The organism is Treponema parvum (assembly GCF_017893945.1).
Classification (GTDB): domain Bacteria; phylum Spirochaetota; class Spirochaetia; order Treponematales; family Treponemataceae; genus Treponema_D; species Treponema_D parvum_A.
Genome location: NZ_CP054257.1, coordinates 695,284 through 720,334, shown reverse-complemented (window position 1 = coordinate 720,334; position 25,051 = coordinate 695,284). Strand labels below are relative to the sequence as shown.

Sequence of the window (25,051 nt, the reverse complement as noted above, 5' to 3'; positions counted from 1 at the left end):
TTACAATCTTACAAATTCCCCGACGAGTCTATACTCCATCGGTTTTGTACCCCGCTTAAATTTAGCAACGTTTTCAGTGTAAATATCTTCAATACCGCCTAAATCAAAGATCTGCATTCCTTTGGCTTTTGCGCCGACAATCGCCTTATATAAAAGCAAATTATTAAGACAGTATTTTCTGCCGTCTGCACTGTTCCATCCTACAAGGTAGGTTGAAGTTTGTCCATGCATATAAAAAATGTCAAAACCAAGTAAACTTCCTTCTGAATCGTAGGCGGAATAAACATCTAACACATTTTCATTTTGGTTCAAGTATTCAAGAATATTATTCGGGATTCCATCATATCCGCGCTCGGCTTTGTCTTTGCTATAGATTTTTACAAGGTCGACAAAATTTTCAGAATTGTTGATAACCGCAATGTCATTTTTTTCGGCGGCGACCAGTTGATTACGCCACTTGCTGTCAAAAGATTTTCTAATCTGCTCCTCAGGAATCGTTAAATCAATTGTTCCTGAGGGAAAGCCTAACATATTTGATACATTCCATTTATAACTGAAAATTTCCAAATTGTTTTCCGGAAAAAAACATATCATTGGCGCATAAAACACAGGTCTTATACCGGCTATTTCTTTTTTAATGGTTTCCATTACCTGAAGATGATTATCTACCGTATTGTATTCGTGCAGGAAAAGAGGTCCGCGGTTCACCCGGAAAGCAACAGGGATGTTAAACACTTTTTTGGTAAGCATTTGTATGAGTCCGATGCTTTTGCCGTCAGCAGTCTGAATGATAGCCCGATTAAGAGCCCAACCTTCAACATCGCGCTTTGCTTCTCCATATGTCCAGTCCTGCGGAATGTTGCTACCATCTACTCTTTCCAATAAATTTTCCCATTCTTCTTTTGTGCATTTATTCCATATAATCTGGAATTCGGTTTTCCGAGGCTTAATCAAAAAAGGCTTTCCAAGCGTCTTGCAGATTTTTTGAGGCGTAATATCCTGATGAATTGGAATTGTTATAATGTCTTCAGAAAGTGCAAACGCAGTTTCATGTTCAGCGCGTTTGTCCATAATATCACGCGGCAAGTCCGGCCAGTGAAGTACGGGAAATCCTCTTGCAATAAGATTCTGAACAGCTTGCTTTTTATCAGTTGTATTTTTTAATGAAAAAACCGCATAATACGGCGCAAAAGTCTGCTCATCACTTACAGGAAGAATCGTTTTGTCTATTTTAGAAATAAGATAATTCATCATGCTAAGATTATCACGACGGACATAGCAGATTTTTTTGAGTTCAATATAATCATAAAAAGAACGTAAAACGTTTTCCGATTTTTTAGAGACTCTTTCGACGGACACGCGTTCTATATTTCCGCTGCCTAAATGGACACCCGAATAATAAGGAAGCTTTCGATGGGCTTTGAACAGTTTCTGGATAACTTTCTTTACATACCAACGGTTATTTTTAGGTCTGCAGGGCAAATTTTTATATTCTTCTTTAAGCGAATTCCACAGTTCCACAGTCTTCTCTAACTCATTATACGCAAGAATTGCACCGTCAGAAATAGGAATCTGCTTATGCGGGCTGAATATGACAAAATCTCCTTTAGAAGCGATTTTCCCCTTTGCGAGCAATACATGAGCGCAGTCTTCTATAAGTAGAATATTATGTCGCTTACAAAAATCAGCCGCAAGACTGACGTTTTTTTCCATGCCGAAATAATGTACAAACACAAAAAAATCAGGGGCAATACAGTTACCTCTAGCATACTCTTCAACCGCTTTCCACTGCGGTTCCAAATCTTCCCCTATCGGATAATAATAAAAATCCATCCAGTTTTCCCTAAAAGACTGGATGGTCTGGTCGCAAAAATAGTCAGGAAGATATATCAGGACGCGCTCTTTGTTGTTCAGCCGCCTGTAGACAGAAAACAATAAACGCAAAGAAACACACGATTCAGGGAACAAAAGCGACGGCTTGTTTTCCCAAAACAATGTTTTTGAAGAATTTTTATTTATAAAAATCTGCTTCCATGACGGAAGCGTTGAACATAAAAACATATTCAATTCCCTAACATTAAACCTTTAGTTGTAACCACTTTTAAGAATTTCTGATGCTGCATATCCTTTACTTTTGTGATGAGCGTTTCAAATTTATCCCAATCCCATGACCAGTTGCTGTTATATTCGGGGTCGCCTTTATGTAGAACACTATGGAACATAAGTATTAGACTTTTATCTTTTTTTACAGCTCTGCGAATAAGAGCTGTAATTTCTGCAACAGTATCCGAATGAAGAATCGGCACGCTGTATAAAATAAAATCATCAGACTCATCCACAAACGTCTGTTCATGAACCCATTCAAAAATTAAAGGAATATGAAAGAACATACGATTAAACTTGCGCAGGACTTTCTTTATAAAACGAAATGATGTAATTCTATCACCAAGACGAATATATGAAATATTATAACTTATATATTTACTTTTATCAGCTATCAATTCTTGGATTTTTGCCTGCGAATACGGACTTGCAATTCCACATATTTTGTTATTTGGAAGCCACTCTCGTAATTCACAGACTCCATCTATGAGATTCATACAGTCGTTTGAATGTTTTTTACCATGTCCTGCAATTTCAACTAGCTTATAATTTGCAATTTGCATCAACTGTTCTTTTGAAAGAGCTTTATTTACACAAGGTTTTTCATTTGGCAAAAGAATATCTGAAATATAATCTGTTGTAATATTGAAAGTAGCCGGAATAGATTTTTTTACAAAAACGTCTTGGATTACCTTAATGTTATCTTCACGCCCGTCATCAAATGAAAAAACAATTTTAGTCATAATTTTTTTGCTTTAGAATGTTAATTTGCAATAATTGATAAAAGTATGCAGGAACAGGCTTAAACATATACAATAATCCAAACGGAAATAAAATATGATTGGCCTTGTACCCTTTGAATCGTATTACTATTTCATCAATGCGGGCTTTAAATGTCCGCCTTGCATAGCAGTTTTTATCGACCCTATATCCATACAGTTCATCATCAATATTTTTTCCTTGAAAACCTGCCGCGTACATACGCATTATCATATCATAATCTTCACCACGCACGGTTTCACTGCTTATCCTATAGCCGTCAACAGCATTCAAAACCTCTCTTTTGAACATAATGGAAGCATGAACAAAAGGTATGCCTTTTAATAAATCTTTCCTTTGGGGATAAGTAATATTTAAATGCCATGAACCGTATTTTCCATTATCATCAAAAAGGAAACATGCACTACCTACAAAATCTATATTATCTTCAAAAGCTGCAAGCAACTTTTCAATTCTATCAGGAGTAGAAACATCGTCTGAATCAAGCATTACGATATACTCACCGGAACTTTCTTTTATACATCGGTTTCGTGTAGCTGCCTGGTGCATATTTTTTTCATTGTATAATACTTTGCATTTTGGGTTACTTTCGTATTTTTTTAAAACTTCCCTGGAATTATCAATGGAGCAATCATCACAGAGGATAATCTCAAAATTCTGATATGTCTGTGACAAAACCGAACTAACACAGTCGTCCAAATATTGAGCTGCATTATAAACGGGAATAATAATAGAAATTAAAGGTTTACTCATAGACCAAAAATTTATTTAATTATTATAATATAACTATTACACGAGCGGTCCGCCCAATGTATTCCACTTTACAAGCCTTTCCATTATAAACATACCGTCCCAAGGGGATTCAAAATTCAGCATTTTCCCACAGTCTGGAAAACGCATTGCGCCTTTTTCAGCAGCTTTGATTGCAAAATCCAAAGCCTTTCTTCCATGAGCCGCCATGCCGATTGTCTGAATGTTATCGTCCACATAAGGAAGTGCCTCATTTATGTTTTCCACAGGATGAACAAAAAGTACTCTTGAATAGACAGGGGCACATAGATTTGAATCTTCACTGTAAAGCACGGTCCAAGTAGAATCATTCGAACCAACAACCCTTCCCTTGAAGTCATATATTCCACGAACTGAATGAATTGAAGAAATCTGTTCAGGAGACATCTCCGCCTTTGGGATCTGAACGGCAGCTTTCTTCATACCTTCCGCAAGATAATCTATAAATTGCTCAGGGCTTATCTTTCCGCCGCTTTCTACAAATATATTATGTGTAGAAGCACAGCCAGTCTGGTCGAACACACTTGCATCCACGGCAATTTTCCTTGCAAGTTTTTTTACCGCATGATCGTCATCCAACTTTTCTTTAGCAACTACGGAAAAGGAAAGCTTCGGTCCCATTATTATATCATCGCAATCAAATCTGCTTGGATAGCCTGCAACGGTCATAACGGCATCTTTCCCTCCCCATGAGATCCTTGCATCTGCATTCAATGACATGATTTTGCCAAGTTCATCATTCCCGTGATCAAAATAAACAAGGGCGACTGTCTTCAACAGGTCATCACCTTTAATCGTACAACCGCCTTTTGTCGTAAACACTTCTCCCTCAAATGCCTTTAGCAGAGAAGTGAAAACGCCTTTATCTTTTGAGGAAACTTTCAACAAATTTACATTCTTGGTTATTATACTTTCTACAAGTGCAAACATACCCAACACTTGGACGTTTCCTGCAAGCCAGTGACAAACAAGACCTTTTGACGTAGCCTTCATGTACTGAACTTTTGAATCATCTACAGGGAGGAATGTGTCTGCATACATTCTGTTTCCATGCAAACCTTCCGTCGCAATTTTCGTAAGATGTTCCGGATTGCACCAACTGCTTAAAAATCCAGTTCCACGTTCACGAAGCGCAACCATATCAGGATTATTCGATGCTCCCCATTTCTTAGAAACCTGTCCTATAAGACCTATCAATGCATCTACAGGCTGTTTCCTAAGCCAGCTAAGACTTTTTTTTAAAGCACTGATTATGGATTCCAACTGTTCCTTAGGTTCAAAAGATGTATCTACATTCCCGGAGAAGAATTCAATATTAAAAATTCCTGTTTCTGATGATGATACAGATATTTTCTCATCAATAAATTTCAGCTTGCTTGAAAGAATATCGCCGCACCCACGCACCTCAGCTTTTTTAAGACGGCCGAGCATTCTAAATCTTGTGCCGCTTCTACCATAAGGACATTCACCAGACTCAATAATTCCGATGTCATCTGTAAGAACTGCATTACCAGGATATGAATGTGGGATAGGTGTTATGAATTCCAATAAACCTTCTTTACCTGCCGGTAATGGCTCCTTAGAAACAATATCCCTTACAATCACTTCCGAAAAAAGAGGTACATGTTTACAGCCACACTTGCAGTCCGGATAATTCAGCCCCATCTGTTCTGTGAATCCGTAAATATCTATGACATCGCTCTGCCCAATTCCAAAAAGCCCAGATGCCTTTGCATTGAATTCTTCTTTGCTTACTTTCTCGCTTTCAAGCTTCTTCCATCCGCCGATATGAATGATTTTAGAACCTTTCGGAAGTACAAACTTCACTCCGTTTTCCGTAAGCGGTTTTACAACTTCTGAATAGAGAATGTAAGTAAAACCGAAGATTACAGCAGGAGTGTTTAAGTCGAGCTCTTTGATATATTTTTTTATACCTTCCGTATCAAAATAATACTGATTATTCTCATTTACCTTCAAGAAATATCCAACTTTTGAAGCAAAATTCAGATAACCGCTTACCGCAGCAAAACGAGCACCAAGGATATCCCTAAAACCGCTCATAGGGTCTATGTCCATTACAAGAAAAGGCTTTCTTTCATTTCCAATAAAATCCCCGACAACCTTAACCATCGCTTTTGACTGCCGTTTAGATGTAACTTTATCGATAGGGACACTGCTTGGCACTCCTGAAGTAGCAGAAGATTGTAATGTCAGTTTTATTTCTTCTTTTGGAACAGAACCTAAAGTTTTACCAAGTTCCTTAAAAACTGCTACATGTACCGGAGGAATGTCAACAAGAGAACCTGAAAAATCATGTGGATTGAACTTCTTATTATCACAAAAACGTTTATATAAAGGATTATTATCATAATGGAAACAGAGTTCTTCTTTTACTGCATTATAAAAAGAACCGCCTTTTTTCTTTTCATTTTCATTATAAGAGAAGGGGGTATTTTGTAATAATTTTTCCGTCAAAAAATCCATATTTATAATACCTTTACAATGTTTTCAATATATTCTTTAGTGATAGGAACAGGATTACCTTTTCCCCCGCGATCGTCTATAACATTCTGAATAAACGAATCATTCTTAATATTTTCTTCAAGAACTTTCTTTATTTTTTTCTGCAATGGTTCATCAATAGAAAATGCAGTCATTTTCTGTAGAAAAATCATAAAGGTTTTCGTTGATTTTATTCCGCAATGTCTGAATAAAGTTTCATATCTCTCTTTTGTTTTTACGTCTTTTGAATTCTCATTTATTGCAGAATCCAACAGAAGCCCTACTGCCTTAGCATGGGGAAAACCGAATCCCGTAAGCTGATGTGCTATTGCATGTGCAGCACCAACGATACAGTGATTCTGAATGATTCCACCGAGATAGCATGCGTATTGTAGTCTTAAGAAATCAATACTGCAAAAATCCTCCTTTAATAATTCTTCATAAAATATTTGCAAACCTTTTTCTGCAAGCATATCGGAAAGAGGGTTATCCATGTTCGAAACATACCCTTCCACAATATGAGCAATGCCGTCAAGGGCAGAAGAAAATACAAATGTTTTATCAGAGCTTTCTATAAATGAAGGTTCAAGAACGACTACATCGGGTCTAAGCAAATTATGAACGACCATCTCTTTTTTATTTAATGCAGCATTGAATAAAACAGCCGCAGAAGAAGCTTCCGCCCCACTTCCCACCGTTGTAGGAACTGCAATAAATTTTGTTTTGAAACTTAAGAAATTGAAATTCGGTTTTTCAATATCAAAGTATGGAAATTCATAAAAAAGCCGGCATATTTTGCACCCATCAATTACTGAACCGCCACCAATCGAAACAATAACATCAGGCAAAAACGCTTCAAGCTCACAAAGAGTTCCTTTAAGATCTTCTAAGGTAGGCTCGTTTTTCCAGCTTTTTGTAATGAATTTCACGTCAAATGCTTTAAATGCTTTCTGAAAAATTTCTTTATCAAATTTTACATTTTCTCCGTGGATTATAGCAAATCTACTTCCGGGAAAGTTATACAAACCTTTTATTGAATTTTCACCCATGAATATTACAGGCTGGTCTAATAAATATTTGCCATAAAATGACTGCGGTTGCCACATATAAAATTCCTACCTCTTTAGCAAAAGACGCTGAATCTTACCAGAAGAAGTCTTCGGTATAGACTCTATTACTTCATACTGAACAGGAATCTTATATGTTTCAAGTTGTTTCCCTATCAGATTCAACATATTCCCGGCTGTAACTTTCTCAGGTTCATCAGTCACTATAAATGCCTTTACTACTTCACCAAGAACACCATTCGGGTCTGGACTTGCAATGCAGGCACAATCTTTAACAAAATCAAACGATTTCAGAACATCTTCAACTTCTATCGGGCTCACCTTTTTTCCGCCTACATTTATCAACTCTTTTTTTCGGCTCTTTAATGTAAGGTAGCCTTCTTCATCAAGATGCCCCCAATCTCCCGTTCGAAATTTCTTTCCCCAGAAACTTTTCGCAGTAATTTCCTTTTCCTGATAGTAGCCGTTTGTTACAGCATCGCCTTCAACACAAATTTCACCTTCTGTATTAACAGGGAGCTTATTTCCTTTCTCATCACAAATGCTTATATGCATATTAGGAGTTTCTTTACCCACAGTTTCAAATCGGTTATTTTCAGAATGGAATTCCATGAAGGCACTTCTGGAAGCTTCCGTAAGTCCGTAGTGCATGCAGATTCTTGTTTTCGGAAGCAATGAACACAGGAGTTCTTTATCTTCAAGCGGCATCGGAGCCGACCCTATTTCAATATAATTAAGCTGTTCCGCAAAATCAGCAATCTTGTTACCGCTGAGTTTCTTAATCATAGCCCAGCTTGCAGGAACCATTCCAAAACCGGTTACCTTAAACTCATCAATATACCGGAAGAAACGCCTCATGTTAGCAAAACTTCCGAGCAAGACAAGGGTCTGTCCGTTCGAAAGAACACACCTTAATCTTCCAAGTCCGAACGAATGAGAAACAGGCAGAGCAAGGAGCTCTACGTCGTCTGTCGAGTTTTTTATAAAACTATTGATATTGCGGGCTGCAGCTGATATGTTTTTATGGGTAAGTGTCACGCCCTTTGGCACTCCGGTGGTTCCCGTTGTAAAGATAATATCAGCAATACTCTCGGCATCAGGAAATTTAATATCAGACATACTGGATCCAAACTTTGTTAAATCAGTCCTGATAAACTTGTCAAAAGGCAAGGTTCTGTATTCAGTCTGTCTGTTCAATCCTACGACCAGTTTTGGTGATGTCTTACCGCATATAACCGAAAGTCTTTTTTCATTTGTCTCAGGATCTATCGGCAAGGCAATTGCACCGCAAAGGTGACAGGCAAAATATACGCTTACAAACTCCAGTTCCTTTGCAGATGCAAGAATGACACAATCCCCTTTATGCAGTTTGCATTCTTTTTCAAGAACAGCCGTGGCAAAAAGAATATCTGAGGTAAGCTCAGAATAAGAAATACTTCTTTTTCCATCAGAGACGGCGACCTTGTCGGGGGCAGACAGAGCATAAGAAAAAATCTGTTCGGCTATACTTTTCATTTATTTTGTTCGTTTTTCAACCGCATTCACGATATCACTGACATCTTCCAGATCCATAAGCACATCAGGCTCAAACTGAAATCCATATTTTTGCTCAATCGCAGCGACAATCTGCAGATGATGGAGACTGTCCCATTCAGGAAAATCACCAATTGCAGTATCTTCTGATAAAACAGAAACATCAACTTTAAGGTTGTCGGCAATAATTGTTTTCACCTCTTCCAACAGACTCATAATTAATTACTCCTAATTCACAACTACAAAATATTTATTTTTTAGACTCTACAAGTTCCAAAAGTCCCATTTCATTATGATATAAAAAAACACATATTCTTCCTTCGTGAGCCACTCCCTCAAAAAACGCCCCTATACATACGTACCCCCCCCACGAAGTTTATTATATTCTTCCTTTATGTCATCGGCTTCATAGCATATGTGATATGGTGAAACCCCGGATTTTCTTAAAATATTAGCAACAGGATTCTTTTCTGACACAGGCTGTATTAACTCAACCGGTAGTCCAGTTTTATCAACCGGGTATAGGAATTGTATATTTATTCCCTGCTTTTCATCAAAGAAAACCGCTGACTGAGTAAAACCACCGATATCTTTCAAATAATGTTTGGCGGTTGTTTCTATATTATTTACGACAACACCTATGTGGTGCATTTTCAGCATATAAACTTCTTAATCCTCCGGAATTTTACTTATCTCATAAGGAAGCGTTTGTTTTCTATTATAATCAAAATTATAGTTTTTAAAACAAAGAGTATTTTCTCCATTGTTTTCTACAATATCTTTTTTAGTAACATCATAACACTTTGAAATATCAATAAGTGTAAGTTTATTACCATTCCAAACAACTTCTTTTGCTGCACCATTATCAATTAGATATTTATTTGTTGTCTTTGTACATTCAGAAACTTCAAGGTCTCTACAATACATTGAATAAGAACGAATTTCCGTATCACCATTTGCATCCGTATATTTACCAAAGAAATACTTATGATGACGATATGGAACTTTTACCCACTGTTCTATGCAGTGAATATAGGTAAGACCTTTAAAAGCTTCACAATTAAACTCTAACTGTTTTCCGCCATTTTTCATTAAATAATAAAAAGGTGAAGCAACGCCCCAAGCATCTTGATTATTCATATTACAAAATAAATCTGTTTTTTTACCCCATACCATAAAAGAATAAAGCGGATGTTGAGTTCGCTTAAAATCTTTTCGCTTGTTCAATATCCAATTTGAATAAGCTCCAACTTCGCCTTGTGTTTTATAATAATCAAATCCCTTGCCACTGCAAAAATCCCATGAAAAAACAGGAAATAAAAGAGTCCCTTCGCTGCCGACGGCTTCTTGCAAAACATTTGTTAATTCATTCAAAACAGTTCCAATAACTTCTTCTGAAGTACCGTAATTTCTCATTGCTGAAAACAAAAAAAATCTAACATCTGACGATACATAAAGATAATCATCTTTTTTGATACCTAATTCGATTAATGCTTCTTTCAAACCAGAGCAAAAATTGTTCATATTAAAACCCCTCTTCTTTATGAAGCAATTTTGCATTAAGCAGTTTTATTATATATTCAATAATTTCTTCACACGGACATTTTATAATGTTACTTATATCAATCAAATCATTTCTGCCATCAGCATAAGCAATAAAATCCGTAAGAGCTTTTACAGCATCATAAGTTCCCTTCTGGCTCACAGTAGGATATAAACCACGCTTACCTAATTGGGGCTCGCAAAAACAATTAATTCTATATTTTTCGTTATATTCCAATGCAATAATACATTTCATAATAACATCATACGAACCTTGTAACCCTGCAGGTGAAATAAGCCCTAGATTATCCGCAGAAGTATGATATTCCGGATACTTACGAAACAAAGATCTACTGAATGTGCATATAGGCAAATCAACACCAGGAGAATTATACTGTCTTTCATCTGAACCACGTTCCAGAAAGGAATACGCCTTGTAGTCCGGATAATGAAAGGACAAAACATTCTCTAGCAACCTGTCCGTTATAGTATCAGCGTATCGGGTATGTACAAAGGAATAAGTTCTATCATCGCCTACGCAAGTAAGATTAAACCCTGATATCACGTTTTGTTTCAAGTATTCTAAATGGCTACTCAGATACATAATTGAGCCAATAGTTTCTGGAATGAATAAAAACCTAAATGTATATTTGTTAAGTTTTTTTTCTTCAATCATTTTCTTTATTGAATTTGCAAGAATGACAGAAACTGCCGGCCCTGAACATTCGTTGTTCGCCATGGATGGATGGCAAATATATGTTGAAATTAAGATTTCTTTTTTACTTCCTCCAGAAATAATACACTCTCCATATGTTAAACTTCCGTTTTCATTCAACGAGGATTTTATAACAATATGATAATTATCTTCTTCAAGAGAATCTTTTTGTTTTTGCGACATACAAAAGCCATATCGTTCTTTATAATACGAAGTGATATATGGAATAACATCTGGCTGATCTGCCTGCGTATACACAACAGACTTCAACTCAGCTAGAGTTACATATTTATCTACCGGTGTAGAATACCCTATCACATGAAGATTATTATCCTTAAAATCAAGAATACGAGAACCATCGGACTTTTCTATATACGCATCGCTAATATTCCATTCTTTTGGTATAGTCCAATCAAAGCATTTAGTACCGGATGAAACTTCTTTTATCTCTATTTCTGGCAGGTACTCCTTTAATATCTGTAAAGTCTGCCGAACACCATTTCCTGTAATGCTTCGGCAAATAGGAAAAATCCTTACGGCAATATCATAAGCCTTTTCACCCTCTTTCATAAATCCTCAAACAAGCTTTCTACTATTTTTTCCCCATATAGACATTCAATAAATTCTCTAAATGCCCCCTGCCCTCCACTTTTCTTACACCGAATATCAACAATTTTTTTTATTTGCTTACTTGCATTTTTAGGAGTACCAGATACGCCAACAGCTTTTAAAAGTTTATAATCACCTATATCGTCACCAATAAAAGCCACCTGATCAAATGTTATTCCAAGTTTTTGACATAAACCACTGGCAACCGCAAGTTTGTCATTTACACCATCAAACAGATAATCTATTTTCAATTTTTCAGCACGTCGTTTCACGATCTCTGTTTTTTCTCCTGTAATAATAGCTATTGGAATATTCAATTTATGACACAAAAGCACCCCTAAACTATCTGCAGTATTAAATTTCTTCCATTCATTACCAGTTTGGTCATAGTACATTCCACCGTCGGTCCATACACCATCTATATCAGTTATAACCAATTTTATCTTTAACATAATCTTTTTCTCATGCAACAGTTATACTTTACTGCTTTTATATGTTTTGAATCATGTCTTTATAAATTATCTCATTCTTTTTTATATCTTTTACAAGTCTTTTACCTATTACTTTATCTTTATCAATCCATTTATATCCATCACCAGGGCTAAGAAGATGTATATCACCAATATTAATAACATCCCCCTTTTTCATATCATGCTTTGTTGCAATTGAGCGTTCCAATTTTATACGCGCAGATTCTACAGACGGTTCGATAAACAGTGCATTTTTCCCCAGTGAAAGTTCTGTCAAACGGATATCACGAATCATACGGTTTACACCATCTGGACCAAGAGATCCTTTCTGATCCGTACCTTTCATTCTTCGATCAATTGTTATGTGTTTTTCAATAATTTTAGCCCCCATTGCAACAGCAGCGACAGGTGCAGAAATACCAATAGTATGATCTGAAAAACCTATTGTATATTTTCCATAGTTTTCTTGCAAATATTTTATTGTAAGTAAGTTTAAGTTATTTGGATTTGTAGGATATTGAGATACACAATGTAAAATCGAAATATCATCATGGTATTTTGTAATAATAGATAAAGCATTATCCAAATCTTCTTTACCTGCCATTCCCGTAGATAAAATTATCGGAATTTTTGTTTCTGCCATAGCTTCAAGTAAAGGAAGATTTGTCAAATCTCTACTAGCTACTTTTAAATAATCAGGCGTAAATAGTTTTAATAACGAAAGACATCCTTTTGCACATAAGGTTTCTACAAAATCAAGCCCTTTTGATTTCGCATATTTATATACTTCAAAGTGCTGTTCATCTGATAACTCAAGAGCTGCGCGATGCTCGCCATAAGTTGCCCCAAAAGAGTTTTCATTTACATATGGATGATTCATTTGAGAATCCGACAATTCCTCATATAAGTCTCTTTTTGTAAGTTTGACAGCATTCATAGGCTTTAATGTCAAATTAAATTCTTCCTGTACCACCGGACGAGAAATTAAATCAATTATCACCTTTGCAATATCAACAGAACCATTATGATTCTGCCCTATCTCGCCAATTATGTATGTATAATCCATATTAAAAACTCCTATTATTTTGAATTCGATAATATTTGATTTTTCATATTTATCTTCATTGCTTCCGAAATAAGAGGAATAATATTTTGAGGTTCCATTTCTTTCTTGTTTTCTGATAATAATTTATAAATATTTTTTGCGTTATTAAAATCATCTATTGTGTCAACTGTTAAACGAATTCCAGAATTCTCAACAAAATCATCTATCTCTAGAAAATATAAGGAAAAGATTTCTGGATTTGTATATGCAAAATTTGTTACATGTTCATGATATAATGTATTGTTTGTAAGAGACTGAATTCTTTTCATAGCATCTAATGTTATGTATTCCGCCCAAAAACCAAAATGAGTTTTTATCGATGGAGTACCATCTTTGGTAATGAAAGATATATAATCTGAAGAATTTATATTTTTGTAATCGATTAATTTTTTAAGATAATTCATACTAAGGAAAGGATTGTCAGCACAAATTCTGATTACAGAATCTAAAGAAAAAAAATTTGCCGCACAAATAAAACGATTCAAAACATCATTTTCATCACCACAATAATATGAAGCATTATTTCGTTCTGCAATTTTGACAATTTCTTTGTCTTTGGAATTTTTAGACGTTGCTATTATAATTGGTATATTAAATTGCTGTTTGTTGATTCTACTTATTATAATATCAAGAATTGTTTTTTCATCAAAAAAAGATAGCAACATCTTGTTGGGTAATCTAGTTGAGCCCGTACGAGCTTGAATTATAATTCCTGTTTTATTCATTATTAAAAAAACCTATATACTAATTATTTCTATCTCTTTTCACTATTATCAAAGATAAAATAAGCATTTTTTTAAGTCTGTGATTTGTAATATAGTTAAGTTAGAATGCAAAGACACACCACATAAGCAATTACAGACAGGAATAAGTATACCACGAAGTTCGGACAATTACTATTGTTAGCAGACAGACTTTACGAAAATCAACTTTTATCTAAAACCGATAATAAATCGCAAGAGTTTTCATAAGACGGCTAAATATAAAATAAAACGACATCTCTCTTATGCTATAAAAATATCCTTCGTATTTCCGTTTCGTCTCCAGCGCTTCAAGTGCATCTTCCAGTTATTTACATCATATACGTTCAATATATTATTACATAAACTTTTTAAACAGTAGCTGTAAAAATTGATTTCTATAAAAAGACTAAACTCTCATTTTTTTAATGATTTTAGGAGTTCCGATGTAAGCTTATTTTCTATTTTATAAAACAAGATACCAAAAATCACACAAACTAAAATATTGAAAAGATTCTGAAGCACCGTTAATACATACTGATTTTGAACATTTGCGAAAATCTTTCCGCTTATCTGTCCCGCATAAACAAAAAACAGCATCTGTGTCAGAAATATGTTGAATGAAGCTTTTCCTGCCAATTCAAGCGGAGCAATCCTTACATTCCTGCATTTTTCAAATAAGAAGCAGCAAATCGGAAGAATATAAAGTGTTGCAAGGAAACACGTACCTGTCCAATGAATTATGATTTTTGGAGAATATGAAGTGTATGCTTCTATAAAAAGAAATACAACACCCATAAAAAATGCAATTATTTTATGCACTGTCTTAATTTCCCCTTTATGCTCAGAAGCAAGCAGAGAGCCAAATGCTATTACCGAAATATAACGAAGAACCAAAAGTCTGTATAATTCCGCATCCACCCAATAGATTCTTTGGAAGAATTCATACAAAGCATTTACAGCAAGACAAGCGAAAAATCCTTTTATTCCATGCTTTTGAATTGCAAAATAAATAACCGGATAAATGAGCAGAAATTGAATCATTATAGGAAAATAATAACTGCCCGGCCCGTTTCCGCCACGGAGGACGCCGCCGAAAAAGGATAAGCTCAACTTGTGCATCATAACAAGAAAAAGAAACTCTACTGCCATAGCCATTACAAATGGAACAGTATAGCGGATTACTTTGGGAAATAGAAATGCAGGTGTATATGCGGATTCAAAATGTTCAATTTTGTTTTTCTGAAAAGACAGGTAATACACATAGCCAGAAATTACCATAAAAATCGGCACCGCCATGTAAATCATATACGGAAACAACATTTTCAAACTTTGATCACTCGTCCAATTATAATGGGTGAGAATCACAAAAATAATACAGATTCCTTTGAGTGTGTCTAGGAAGTGATTTCTGCTATCCCCCCCCCCCCGCTCGTATGTATAGTAGTTTTAAAAATCATATTCTTCTCTTCCAGTAAAAACCGTCGACATAAACGATATCTCCATAACGGAGCGGTTCTCTCCCCGCATTTCTCGGAGTGTATAGACATTGCGCTTATTTATGGGACAAGCTCCCTTCGTAAACAGTTTGCAATTAAATTATCAGTATGGTAGCACGGTTTATTCTTATCGTCAATTTATCGTTTATTCAAAAATTGCTTAAAAAAACTACTCCACATCTTCATACTTTAAATCAAATGTCAGCCCGTTATCTATAAGCAAAGAACGGACTGTAATTCGTTTTTGTTTTTGATTGACTTTGACAATATTGCCCTCATATCCTACAAAGGGGCCTGCTATTGCTTTTATTTTTTGATTGGGAAGAAACTGTACCTTTGAAACTCCTAAGACTTCGCCGTTTTTTATCAGGAATTTCAATTCTTCTAATGCGGATCCTGTTATTCTGGTCGGCTTCCGATTATCTCGTAAAATTCTGCAAAAACCTTTTATTGCACGGAGTTCGGTAAAAAAATCTGCCGTCAATTCTTCGATTTGGAAAAATAAATATCCCGTGAAAAGAGTCCCCAGAAACCAACCGCGTTTTTCGGTATACATTTTTCTTTGAAAATAATAGAAATTTACAGAAGGATATTTCTCTTTTAATATTTCAGTTGCTTTTTCTTTAAAGTTTTTTTCCTCACCTGTAAAAATCATTATACAGTAATATTCCATAACACTTTCTGCCTCCCACACATAATAAACGGAACCAGAGGTGCGCATAGTTTTTGTTCCGTTAAATTTTCCTAAAATCCACTCATTAGATCTTCAAATCGTAAAAGATCATAAGAAGCGTTTTTCCTAACATAAAAATATCAATACATTTCGCGGGCAAGTTGCCTATAAACTTCTTTATCATGCTTTAATGTATCAAGGGTTATAGCACTGCAAATAAATAAATTCAACTTAAATTTTCTGTCGATACAGTGCTTCCTTCAGCATGAAAAATCCTTGCCTTTTTCCCCTATTCCACTGCAACCTTTTCTTTTTATCGGTGTCAAATATAAAAGGGATATCCGTTAAAGAAATTATCGGCTATAATTAATTTTTAAAATGCGGCATTGCAGAAAGATTTGAGTTTTCCGGGACGACGCATTTTGTGCGCATTTTGTACAAATCTTTGTCGATCTTGCAAAATTGTTAAAAAAATTATTTTATAAAATCTAAGAAAACACGGGAGAATTACTGATGAACCTATACAAGGAATACATAACGGAAGCTCGAGATTTTCAAACCTATGAAGATCTGAAAGAGAATTTTAAGATAAAGACGCCTGAAAATTTCAATTTCAGCTATGACATAGTTGACCGTTATGCGCGTGAAACCCCCGAAAAAAGAGCGCTTGTGTGGTGCGACGACAATGAAGAAAAAATCTTTACCTTTGCGCAGATGTCCGCAGCCTCGAAAAAAACCGCACAGTTTTTATCCGCCCACGGAATAAAAAAAGGCGACGCCGTAATGCTCGTCTTAAGGCGAAGATACGAGTTTTGGTATTTTATGCTCGCGCTGCATCGGATAGGCGCGATGGTAGTTCCTTCCACCGTTTTACTGCTTCAGCCGGATATAGAATACAGAAATAACGCCGCGGCCATAAAGATGATCGTTTCGCTTGACGATGAAGACGTGCAAAATGAAATCGAAAAGGCTATGCCCAATTCTCCTACGGTAAAATCGCTCGTAACGATCGGGAAAGAAAGAGAAGGCTGGATTTGTTTTTCAAAGGAATTTGAAAAGTATCCCGAAGATTTTCCCCGCCCCCAAGGCGATAAGGCCACTCACAACGAAGATCCCATGCTCCTTTATTTTACGTCGGGAACTTCAGGCTATCCCAAAATGGTAGCCCATAATTTTTTGTATCCGCTCGGCCACATAATAACCGCAAAATATTGGCAAAACGTTATAGACGACGGGCTGCATCTTTCCATAGCCGAAACAGGCTGGGGAAAAGCCGTCTGGGGAAAATTATACGGTCAATGGCTGGCAGGATCGGCGGTATTCACTTTTGACATGTTAGCTTTTAAACCTGACGTCATACTTCACAAAATTGAAAAATACAAGATTAACACCTTTTGCGCTCCGCCTACGATATACCGCTATCTTATAAGGCGGGACCTTAAAAAATACAATCTGTCTTCTCTTAAATACTGCGTAACTGCAGGCGAAGCCCTAAATCCTGAAGTGTTTGACCGCTTTTATGAACAGACGGGAATAAAAATGTTTGAAGCTTACGGTCAAACCGAAAGCACGGTCATATGCGGAAACTTCCCCGGCATGACGCCTAAGCCCGGTTCCATGGGCAAACCAGCCCCCGGATATGAAGTTGCCGTAGTGGATCCCGACGGGCAGCCCTGCAAGCCCGGTGAAACAGGTGAAATCGTTATCAATTTAAAAAACAATCACCCGTTCGGGCTTTTTACAGGATACTTCAAAGACAAACAGTTGACGGAAGAAGTTTTTAAAAGCGGCTGGTATCATACGAAGGATACTGCAAAAATGGACGAAGACGGTTTTATCTGGTTTATAGGCCGAAATGACGATATAATAAAGAGTGCGGGATACAGAATAAGTCCGTTCGAAGTTGAAAGCGTTTTGCAAAAACATCCGGCCGTACTCGAGTGCGCCGTTACGGGCGTTTCGGACATAAGGCGCGGACAGCTTGTAAAAGCGACGGTGGTTTTGTCAGCCGGATACGAGGCTACGAAAAAGCTGGAACTTGATCTGCAGGATTTTGTCAAACATCATACGGCTCCGTATAAAAGGCCGCGCGTAATAGAGTTTGTAAGCGAACTTCCTAAGACGATCAGCGGCAAAATCCGCCGCGTTGAAATAAGAGAAAAAGATACTGAAAAGGAAGTTTAAGAAAAAAATCGATCCTTAAAATGCGACGTTGCAGGAAATATCAATTTTCGAAAATGCCGCACAGGGAGAGTTCATGAGCGGAAACACATTCGGAACGGTTTTCAGAGTAACCACGTTCGGAGAAAGCCACGGGGAAGCGTTGGGAGCCGTGATAGACGGTTGTCCCGCAGGTCTTAAAATAGATGTAAAACACATTCAAAAAGCTCTGAACCGTCGTCGTCCGGGAGTCGCGGCCGACGGCAAGCCGAACGCAGCCGTAACCGCACGGAAAGAAGACGACGAAGTAGAAATTCTAAGCGGCGTTTTTAACGGTGTGTCTCAGGGAACTCCTATTTCTCTTTTAATACGGAACAGATCGCAGAGGTCAAAAGATTACGCCGATATTGCAAACACGTTCCGGCCGGGTCACGCGGATTTTACTTATTATACAAAGTACGGAACGCGCGACTGGCGCGGCGGCGGCAGATCCAGCGGCCGAGAGACGGCGGCAAGGGTTGCCGCGGGAGCCGTTGCACAGCTTTTGCTTGAAAAAGAAGGAATAAAAGTTACGGCTTTTACGCTCAAAGCCGCCGGAATTCAATGCAAAAAAATCGACTTTGACGATATTGAAAAAAATCCTCTGAGAGCTGCCGATTGCGCCGCCGCCGCCGAAATGGAAGCAAAGATCAAACATCTCAAAGAAACGGGAGACAGCGCAGGCGGAATTATCGAATGCGTAGTAAAAGGAGCGCCTGCCGGCTTGGGCGAACCTGTTTTTGACAAATTGGATGCAGAGATCGCAAAGGCGATCCTTTCAATAGGCGCCGTAAAAGGCATAGAATTCGGAGAGGGCTTTCATGCTGCGGACATGACGGGCAGCCAAAATAACGATCCTATGCGAACAGGACCCTCGCCCGATTTGATAAGTTTTGAAACAAATAATTCAGGCGGAATATTGGGCGGAATTTCAAACGGAAATGAAATTGTCTTCCGCGCCGCGATAAAACCCGTTCCGAGTATTTTCAAACCGCAAAGGACAATAGCCGTCAAAGAAGGCAAGATCGAAAATATCGACTTAGTGATCGAGGGGCGCCACGATGTGTGCATATGTCCGCGCATAGTTCCGGTAATTGAAGCGATGACCTATATCGTGCTCGCGGATATGTATTTAAGAAACAGATGTACAAAGATATGATCGGATTCCGATAAAAGTCTTCCGGCTCTCTTACGCCTCTGCAAATTCCATCGCCGGCGCGGCAGAGCATACGTTAATTAGCGATGTGTCGGCTCTGCCGGAATTCGCCTTCCTCGTCTTCCTTAAAATCTTACATCTCCGTCCGCACCCGGTCCTACGACGCAAAACCATCTTTTGTTTTGCAAAAAATATTTTTTAAAAACGTGCATTATCTGCTCATAAGTAACGGATTCCGCCTTTTGAGCAAGTCTTCCTGCGCTTACAGCATCGCCGAATTGTAAAAGGCTTTTCCCTATACTTCCGGCAACGCCGCTGTTTGTCTTTTGATCGGCATATTTTTGATTTATATAGATATTTTTATAGCTTTCAAGATGAGCTTCCATCGGTTCAAAAATAAAAGAACTATCTGGATTCCTTCCGACTATTATATTTCCTTCTTCCATGATTTTCTCGGCTTCTTCAACATAGCCTACGATATTTTCAGGATCGCTTACTCTGTAAAGCGAAATCACGCCGAAGGGCGCTTTGGAACTTAAAATAAAAGACGAAGGAGTATAGCAGGCTCCGTGTTCTTCGCGCACTACCTGATAGAGAACGTCGCTCATCATATCCGAAGCAATGCAGGCAGGAATGTAATCTTCGCTGTCTATCGGCGGAGAATCAAAACATCCGTACATAAAGCCCGTCCCCGCTGCAGCCGGATGCCTTATGACAATGTTTTTTCCGCTTACGTCTACCGGGCTTATTTCAGGCGGATAAAATTTTTGTTCGGACAAAGGAGAAATTTCAGAACCGAGCATCGAATTCAGTTTTTTTACGATCTTTTTTGCCTTAACGTTGCCGACTACCACAACAAAGATTCGTCTTGCGTCCAATGTCTTTTTATGGAGCTCTTTCATGTTTTCTACAGTGATGTTTTCGATGGAAAGCGCCGTCGCAGAAGCTCGGGTTTTATACGGGTGATCCGCGTATATGTTTTCCAAGGCTGTGTAAAACGCAAGAGAACTCGGGGAATTAAGAGTCGCCTGAAGTCTTTGGGCGTATTCCTTTTTCATCGTATCGTATTCCGCTTCATCGAACAGCGGATTCAAAAATCCGTCCGCAAATACGGGCAAAAGATCGTCGAGATAATAATCAAGGCATTCTATTCCAAGCCCTGCGCCTTCAGTCTGCGCAAATCCGAAAAAATCCGCATGCGTTTTGTATAAAAGATCTTGAATATACTCGTGCGAATATTTTTTAGAGCCGCTTCTCATCATGCGGAAAAGCGCCATTTCAAGGCCGGAATATTCAGGCGGCAAGAGCGCGGTGCCGCCTTCGACTATCAAGTAAACTGAAACTAAGCGATTGGAACGGTTTTCTTTTACGTAGACAGGAATTTTATTATTCAAAAAAAATTCTTTCCCGAAGGCTCCGGCGGCAAGCAGCCATAAAAAAAACGTACAAATATATATTCTTTTTTTCTTTATCATATTCTTTCCTATTTTTTACCTTCCTTAATTAAACCTTCGTAATCTTTCCACCAATACGCGCTGTCTTGAGTAAATTCTTTAAAACCTGCGGCGGCAAAAGAATTTTTTTGTTCCGCATACACGGCCGTATTAAGTTGGACCGTCACGAGCGGACATTTCTTACTTATATACGTATTCAAATATTTATCAATATCCGATTTTTTTATCTTGGGAGCTTTTTTAAAAAAGAATTCCGCCGATGCGTTTTCCCACCAGTATTCAACTTGCCTAAGAAGATCTTCGGCGGTTTCGGCCGTAAGATACCCATAATCTTTCATCGTCCGTTTAACTTGAGCAAACTGCTCTTTTGTAAAAATATCTTTCTTATTAAGAATTTGAGGAATGATTTTATCGGTTACGGTAGAAGCAAAAAGAGCCGCCCTTTCTGCGAGATCTTTTTGAGGGGAATTTACGACGGCTTTAAACATTATGAGTCCGTTTTCGCGGTAAAAAGATGCTCCCTCTCCTATGTGATCCGCGTCGGAAATTTCAAGCTCACTCATGCCGAGCAGGGTTTGCTTATAAAAACCCGAAGGATCGTCCATGAGCTCGTCAAAAAAAGACGCAATTTCTATAAAATCCTCGTCATAACCTGCGTCAGGCCCTCTGAAATACACGCTTATTACTGCCTGTTCCGCCGAAATCGCATCGGAAGGCATCACTCTAAACGTCGTTTCCGTAAGAGGATCCGAGAGCTGCCGCTCCCGCTCTTCGCTCCACGGGTCGTCCGCTCTTTCCCAAGAACCGTATATTTTTTTTACGAGTTCATACACATTTTCATGCCGCACGTCGCCGCCTACAAAAACTGCAGCGTTATTCGGCACATAGTATTTTTTTAGCATGATTCTTAAATCGTCCGAAGTGGCGTTTTGAACCAATTGCGAAGAACCCGACGGATCCGTTCTCCACGGATATTTCGGGAACATAGTCCTAAACAGGTTGTAAGAATAAATCCTTGCGGGATCCGGAAAATTTCCTTCAATTTCGGCGATCACAACCTTCTTTTGAGAATCAAGCCCCTGTTCGGAGAGCAAAGGTTCTCTGATCGCATAACTCCAAAACTCAAGTCCTTTTTCAAGCAATGCGCTGGGCACGGTAAAAAAATATCTTACGCCGTTTATGCCTGTCTGTGCGTTTTGTCCGAGCGCCCCCATATCACGCACGGCCTTGTCCATATCGGCGCTGCTGGGGTATCTGGAATCGCCTTCAAACATCATATGTTCATAAAGGTGAAAAAGACCTGCCGTTTCAGGCGTTTGCGCTATCGCGCCGCATCTTACGGCAACTTCAATGTACGCAAGCGGAGCGGAATCGTTTTCAGCCACAAAAAGTTTTAATCCGTTATCCAGCTCATACTCATAAAGACTTTCTACCGAAGTTTTTGCGGCTTCTTTTTTGCCCGACGCCGAAACCAGCGAAACCGCACAAAAAAGTACGGTAAAATACAAAAGCGCATTTTTCAATTTTTTTGTCATATAATTCATATTTAGAAAATAACTGTAACGACAAAAAGGTTTCAAGGGGGAGATTTAAAAGGCGCCGCCAAACAGTCACAGTTACAAATTTTGCCGCCGCCCATGGCGGTAAACGGCAGGTTTCGCTCAAAGCCGGGGCGCCGCTAGCGGAACGATTTAAGGCCTTCCATGTCCAGCGTAGCAAAATAATCGTCTACCGTTTCTTTTCGGCGGATTTCTTTAAACGAACCGTCGGAGCGCAGCAAAACTTCACCGCAGCGCAGCTTTGCGTTGTAATTGAATCCCATGGCACGTCCGTGCGCGCCCGCATCGTGTATTATCAAAAGATCGCCCGTATCTATCTTAGGCAATTTGCGCTGTACGGCAAATTTGTCGCAATTTTCACATAGAGAACCTACTACGTCATAAACGTGATCTTTTTCAGCCGTTTCCTTGCCGCTTACGGTAAGTTCGTGATAAGCGCCGTACATTCCCGGCCGCATAAGATCGGCCATGCTTGCGTCCACGCCTATATATTCACGGTAAATATGCTTTTCATGTATCGCCTTTGTGATAAGCCATCCGTACGGACCGGTTATAGGCCTACCGCATTCCCAGTAAATTTTAAGCGGATCAAGGCCTGCCGGCGCTATAATTTCGTCATAAGCCTTACGCATATTGTCGGCTACGTAGGTTAGATCGACTTCCTTTTGTTCCGCCTTATACGGAATCCCAATGCCGCCGCCCATATCCACAAACTCGATTCGCACAGAGCATTTTTGCTTTATTTCAACGCAGAGCGAAAAGAGCATTTTTGCCGTGTCTACAAAATAATCCGGATCAAGTTCGTTCGACGCAACCATAGTGTGAAGTCCGAACCGCTTCACGCCTCTTTTTTTGCATTCGGAATACGCTTCGAATATCTGCTCTTTTGTAAGTCCGTACTTTGCTTCTTCCGGTTTTCCTATGAGCGCGTTCCCGCCCCTGAGCGGCCCCGGATTATAGCGGAAGCATATAAGATCGGGCAGGCGGCCGAGCGTTTTTTCCAAGAAATTTATATGAGTTATGTCGTCAAGGTTTATGATATTTCCGTTTTTAAAAGCAAGGCGGTATTCGTCCGCGGGAGTTTCGTTGGAAGTGAACATGACCTTTTCGCCTTTTATGCCGGATAGTTCGCAAAGAATCAATTCCGGCAAACTAGAACAGTCGCCTCCGCAGCCTTCGGACGCAAGAATTTTAAGTATGTACGGATTAGGGAGCGCCTTTACGGCAAAATATTCGCAAATTCCCGGAAAACCGCTGAACGCTCCGATGAATTTTCTTACGTTGCCGCGTATGGCTTTTTCGTCATAAAGATAAAACGGCGTAGGAAATTTCTTTTCAAGATCAACAAGCTGATCGTGCGTGAGGGGAAAATACGAGCTCATAAACACTTCTCCCAAAAGGCCTTATAATTCGGCCGAATTCCGAGTCCGGTAAAACGCGAAATTAAACTAATTTATCAAAAAAACCTTTGGCTTTCAGCAATTCGGCGTTCAAGATTCCGCCGAGAGCGGCGCCGCGCTTTGTGTTATGACTTAGAGCCACAAACTTTACGTCGAATATATTGCATTTCCGTAACCGCCCCACAACCGAAGCCATGCCTTTTTCCACGTCCCTGTCGCGGCGCGGCTGGGGTCTGTTTTCCTCATGGCGCACAACTATAGGATTATCCGGCGCGGACGGAAGTTTAAGTTCCTGAGGAACGGACTTGAACGAAGTAAAAATCTTTTCTATCTCTTCGAGCGAAGGTTTTTTATTTTCCGCCAGATCGAATTCAAGGTTTACGCAGGCAGTGTGGCCGTCAATTACGGGAACGCGCGTACAGGTTGAAGAAACCAGCGGAAAATAAGCGTTTACGATCTTTTCTCCGGACACGTTTCCGAGAATTTTAAGACATTCCTTTTCAGTCTTTTCTTCTTCCCCGCCTATGTAGGGAATAATATTGTCGATCGTATCAAACGACGAAACGCCGGGATATCCTGCGCCCGAAACGGCCTGTAAGGTCGTTATTATCATGCGTTTTACCGGATATCCGGCTTTTATGAGCGAATAAAGAGGCATCATATATGTCTGAAGCGAACAATTAGGTTTTACAACTATAAAGCCTTTGTTCCAGCCGCGTTTTTTTTGCTGGCTTGCGATTATATCGATATGAGAAGAATTTATTTCGGGAATAAGCATGGGAACGTCTTCCGTCCAGCGATTGGCGCTCGCATTTGAAACCACGGGAATCCCGGAAGCTGCGTAGGAACTTTCAAGCGTCTTTATCGCTTCTTTGTCCATTTCAAGCGCGCTGAACACAAAAGAACATTTTCCCTTGGCGGCGCTCACGTCACCCGCGTCACACACAGTAAGGCCGGCAACGCCCTGCGGAATGTCGGAGCCTATGAGCCAGCGGTTGGCAACGGCTTCTTTGTACTGCTTTCCCGCCGAACGCGGACTTGCCGCTACGTAGGTAACTTCAAACCAAGGATGGTTTTCCAAAAGATGAATATAGCGCTGCCCTACCATTCCGGTCGCACCTAAAACACCTACACGTATTTTTGACATAATTTCCCC

Annotated in this window: 20 protein-coding genes and 1 pseudogene; 2 read left to right on the top strand and 19 right to left on the bottom strand. The window is 38.8% G+C overall.

The features are described 5' to 3' along the window. From HRI96_RS03235 to nusG, 15 genes and pseudogenes are all read right to left on the bottom strand, one after another. Positions 1-1,833, bottom strand: a complete 1,833-nt coding sequence (locus tag HRI96_RS03235; protein WP_210118092.1) for a peptidoglycan bridge formation glycyltransferase FemA/FemB family protein — start codon at positions 1,831-1,833, stop codon at positions 1-3. 230 nt (positions 1,834-2,063) lie between these two features. Beyond that, on the bottom strand, positions 2,064-2,846 hold the full coding sequence (locus tag HRI96_RS03230) for a polysaccharide deacetylase family protein (RefSeq protein WP_210118091.1): 783 nt from the start codon (positions 2,844-2,846) through the stop codon (positions 2,064-2,066). After that, positions 2,839-3,636: a glycosyltransferase family 2 protein gene (locus HRI96_RS03225; RefSeq protein WP_210118090.1), complete on the bottom strand. Its 798-nt coding sequence runs from the start codon at positions 3,634-3,636 to the stop codon at positions 2,839-2,841. Before HRI96_RS03225 ends, HRI96_RS03230 begins: the two co-directional genes overlap by 8 nt. Positions 3,637-3,672: 36 nt before the next feature. Continuing rightward, positions 3,673-6,156: a LuxE/PaaK family acyltransferase gene (locus HRI96_RS03220; RefSeq protein WP_210118089.1), complete on the bottom strand. Its 2,484-nt coding sequence runs from the start codon at positions 6,154-6,156 to the stop codon at positions 3,673-3,675. A 2-nt stretch (positions 6,157-6,158) separates the two neighbouring features. Beyond that, positions 6,159-7,280: an iron-containing alcohol dehydrogenase gene (locus tag HRI96_RS03215; RefSeq protein WP_210118088.1), complete on the bottom strand. Its 1,122-nt coding sequence runs from the start codon at positions 7,278-7,280 to the stop codon at positions 6,159-6,161. Between the two features lie 9 nt (positions 7,281-7,289). Next, positions 7,290-8,756, bottom strand: a complete 1,467-nt coding sequence (locus tag HRI96_RS03210; protein WP_210118087.1) for a class I adenylate-forming enzyme family protein — start codon at positions 8,754-8,756, stop codon at positions 7,290-7,292. After that, complete coding sequence (locus tag HRI96_RS03205; RefSeq protein ID WP_210118086.1) at positions 8,757-8,990, bottom strand: acyl carrier protein; 234 nt, start codon at positions 8,988-8,990, stop codon at positions 8,757-8,759. A gap of 132 nt (positions 8,991-9,122) precedes the next feature. Further along, positions 9,123-9,434 carry a VOC family protein gene (locus HRI96_RS03200; protein ID WP_210118085.1) on the bottom strand — a complete coding sequence of 104 codons (312 nt, stop codon included), beginning with the start codon at positions 9,432-9,434 and terminating at the stop codon, positions 9,123-9,125. A gap of 9 nt (positions 9,435-9,443) precedes the next feature. Then, on the bottom strand, positions 9,444-10,298 hold the full coding sequence (locus HRI96_RS03195; RefSeq protein WP_210118084.1) for an AAC(3) family N-acetyltransferase: 855 nt from the start codon (positions 10,296-10,298) through the stop codon (positions 9,444-9,446). Between the two features lies 1 nt (position 10,299). After that, complete coding sequence (locus tag HRI96_RS03190; RefSeq protein WP_210118083.1) at positions 10,300-11,601, bottom strand: DUF4910 domain-containing protein; 1,302 nt, start codon at positions 11,599-11,601, stop codon at positions 10,300-10,302. After that, positions 11,598-12,092, bottom strand: coding sequence for a KdsC family phosphatase (locus HRI96_RS03185; RefSeq protein ID WP_210118082.1), 495 nt, complete (start codon positions 12,090-12,092; stop codon positions 11,598-11,600). Before HRI96_RS03185 ends, HRI96_RS03190 begins: the two co-directional genes overlap by 4 nt. A gap of 37 nt (positions 12,093-12,129) precedes the next feature. Further along, positions 12,130-13,176 (bottom strand): N-acetylneuraminate synthase family protein, encoded by a 1,047-nt coding sequence (locus tag HRI96_RS03180; protein WP_210118081.1) that lies wholly within the window; start codon positions 13,174-13,176, stop codon positions 12,130-12,132. Between the two features lie 14 nt (positions 13,177-13,190). Beyond that, positions 13,191-13,940 carry a cytidylyltransferase domain-containing protein gene (locus HRI96_RS03175; RefSeq protein WP_210118080.1) on the bottom strand — a complete coding sequence of 250 codons (750 nt, stop codon included), beginning with the start codon at positions 13,938-13,940 and terminating at the stop codon, positions 13,191-13,193. A gap of 432 nt (positions 13,941-14,372) precedes the next feature. Beyond that, positions 14,373-15,353 (bottom strand): annotated as a pseudogene (locus HRI96_RS03170) (acyltransferase family protein); the annotation flags it as partial. 270 nt (positions 15,354-15,623) lie between these two features. Further along, on the bottom strand, positions 15,624-16,127 hold the full coding sequence (gene nusG / locus HRI96_RS03165) for a transcription termination/antitermination protein NusG (protein ID WP_256729285.1): 504 nt from the start codon (positions 16,125-16,127) through the stop codon (positions 15,624-15,626). Between the two features lie 513 nt (positions 16,128-16,640). Here nusG and HRI96_RS03160 point away from each other — a divergent pair. Together HRI96_RS03160 and aroC are read left to right on the top strand one after the other, a co-directional pair. Next, a complete protein-coding gene (locus HRI96_RS03160; RefSeq protein WP_210118078.1) occupies positions 16,641-18,311 on the top strand; it encodes an AMP-binding protein in 1,671 nt (556 codons plus the stop codon). Between the two features lie 73 nt (positions 18,312-18,384). After that, positions 18,385-19,485 carry a chorismate synthase gene (aroC, locus tag HRI96_RS03155; RefSeq protein ID WP_210118077.1) on the top strand — a complete coding sequence of 367 codons (1,101 nt, stop codon included), beginning with the start codon at positions 18,385-18,387 and terminating at the stop codon, positions 19,483-19,485. 122 nt (positions 19,486-19,607) lie between these two features. On the opposite strand, the gene HRI96_RS03150 is transcribed toward aroC, so the two are convergent. From HRI96_RS03150 to asd, 4 genes are all read right to left on the bottom strand, one after another. Next, on the bottom strand, positions 19,608-20,957 hold the full coding sequence (locus HRI96_RS03150) for a M16 family metallopeptidase (RefSeq protein WP_210118076.1): 1,350 nt from the start codon (positions 20,955-20,957) through the stop codon (positions 19,608-19,610). Between the two features lie 8 nt (positions 20,958-20,965). Further along, a complete protein-coding gene (locus tag HRI96_RS03145; protein ID WP_210118075.1) occupies positions 20,966-22,480 on the bottom strand; it encodes a M16 family metallopeptidase in 1,515 nt (504 codons plus the stop codon). A 134-nt stretch (positions 22,481-22,614) separates the two neighbouring features. Further along, a complete protein-coding gene (locus HRI96_RS03140; RefSeq protein WP_210118074.1) occupies positions 22,615-23,877 on the bottom strand; it encodes a diaminopimelate decarboxylase in 1,263 nt (420 codons plus the stop codon). A gap of 61 nt (positions 23,878-23,938) precedes the next feature. Continuing rightward, positions 23,939-25,042 (bottom strand): aspartate-semialdehyde dehydrogenase, encoded by a 1,104-nt coding sequence (asd, locus tag HRI96_RS03135; protein WP_210118073.1) that lies wholly within the window; start codon positions 25,040-25,042, stop codon positions 23,939-23,941. Positions 25,043-25,051 lie beyond the last annotated feature (9 nt).

Bases quoted from the DNA above. Each gene is read 5' to 3' on its own strand.
- nusG (WP_256729285.1), bottom strand. From the start codon at position 16,127: ATGGAATATTACTGTATAATGATTTTTACAGGTGAGGAAAAAAACTTT.
- HRI96_RS03145 (WP_210118075.1), bottom strand. From the start codon at position 22,480: ATGAATTATATGACAAAAAAATTGAAAAATGCGCTTTTGTATTTTACC.
- HRI96_RS03190 (WP_210118083.1), bottom strand. From the start codon at position 11,601: ATGAAAGAGGGTGAAAAGGCTTATGATATTGCCGTAAGGATTTTTCCT.
- HRI96_RS03185 (WP_210118082.1), bottom strand. From the start codon at position 12,092: ATGTTAAAGATAAAATTGGTTATAACTGATATAGATGGTGTATGGACC.
- HRI96_RS03235 (WP_210118092.1), bottom strand. From the start codon at position 1,833: ATGGATTTTTATTATTATCCGATAGGGGAAGATTTGGAACCGCAGTGG.
- HRI96_RS03195 (WP_210118084.1), bottom strand. From the start codon at position 10,298: ATGAACAATTTTTGCTCTGGTTTGAAAGAAGCATTAATCGAATTAGGT.
- HRI96_RS03150 (WP_210118076.1), bottom strand. From the start codon at position 20,957: ATGATAAAGAAAAAAAGAATATATATTTGTACGTTTTTTTTATGGCTG.
- asd (WP_210118073.1), bottom strand. From the start codon at position 25,042: ATGTCAAAAATACGTGTAGGTGTTTTAGGTGCGACCGGAATGGTAGGG.
- HRI96_RS03210 (WP_210118087.1), bottom strand. From the start codon at position 8,756: ATGAAAAGTATAGCCGAACAGATTTTTTCTTATGCTCTGTCTGCCCCC.
- HRI96_RS03225 (WP_210118090.1), bottom strand. From the start codon at position 3,636: ATGAGTAAACCTTTAATTTCTATTATTATTCCCGTTTATAATGCAGCT.
- HRI96_RS03140 (WP_210118074.1), bottom strand. From the start codon at position 23,877: ATGAGCTCGTATTTTCCCCTCACGCACGATCAGCTTGTTGATCTTGAA.
- HRI96_RS03175 (WP_210118080.1), bottom strand. From the start codon at position 13,940: ATGAATAAAACAGGAATTATAATTCAAGCTCGTACGGGCTCAACTAGA.
- HRI96_RS03180 (WP_210118081.1), bottom strand. From the start codon at position 13,176: ATGGATTATACATACATAATTGGCGAGATAGGGCAGAATCATAATGGT.
- HRI96_RS03205 (WP_210118086.1), bottom strand. From the start codon at position 8,990: ATGAGTCTGTTGGAAGAGGTGAAAACAATTATTGCCGACAACCTTAAA.
- HRI96_RS03230 (WP_210118091.1), bottom strand. From the start codon at position 2,846: ATGACTAAAATTGTTTTTTCATTTGATGACGGGCGTGAAGATAACATT.
- aroC (WP_210118077.1), top strand. From the start codon at position 18,385: ATGAGCGGAAACACATTCGGAACGGTTTTCAGAGTAACCACGTTCGGA.
- HRI96_RS03215 (WP_210118088.1), bottom strand. From the start codon at position 7,280: ATGTGGCAACCGCAGTCATTTTATGGCAAATATTTATTAGACCAGCCT.
- HRI96_RS03220 (WP_210118089.1), bottom strand. From the start codon at position 6,156: ATGGATTTTTTGACGGAAAAATTATTACAAAATACCCCCTTCTCTTAT.
- HRI96_RS03200 (WP_210118085.1), bottom strand. From the start codon at position 9,434: ATGCTGAAAATGCACCACATAGGTGTTGTCGTAAATAATATAGAAACA.
- HRI96_RS03160 (WP_210118078.1), top strand. From the start codon at position 16,641: ATGAACCTATACAAGGAATACATAACGGAAGCTCGAGATTTTCAAACC.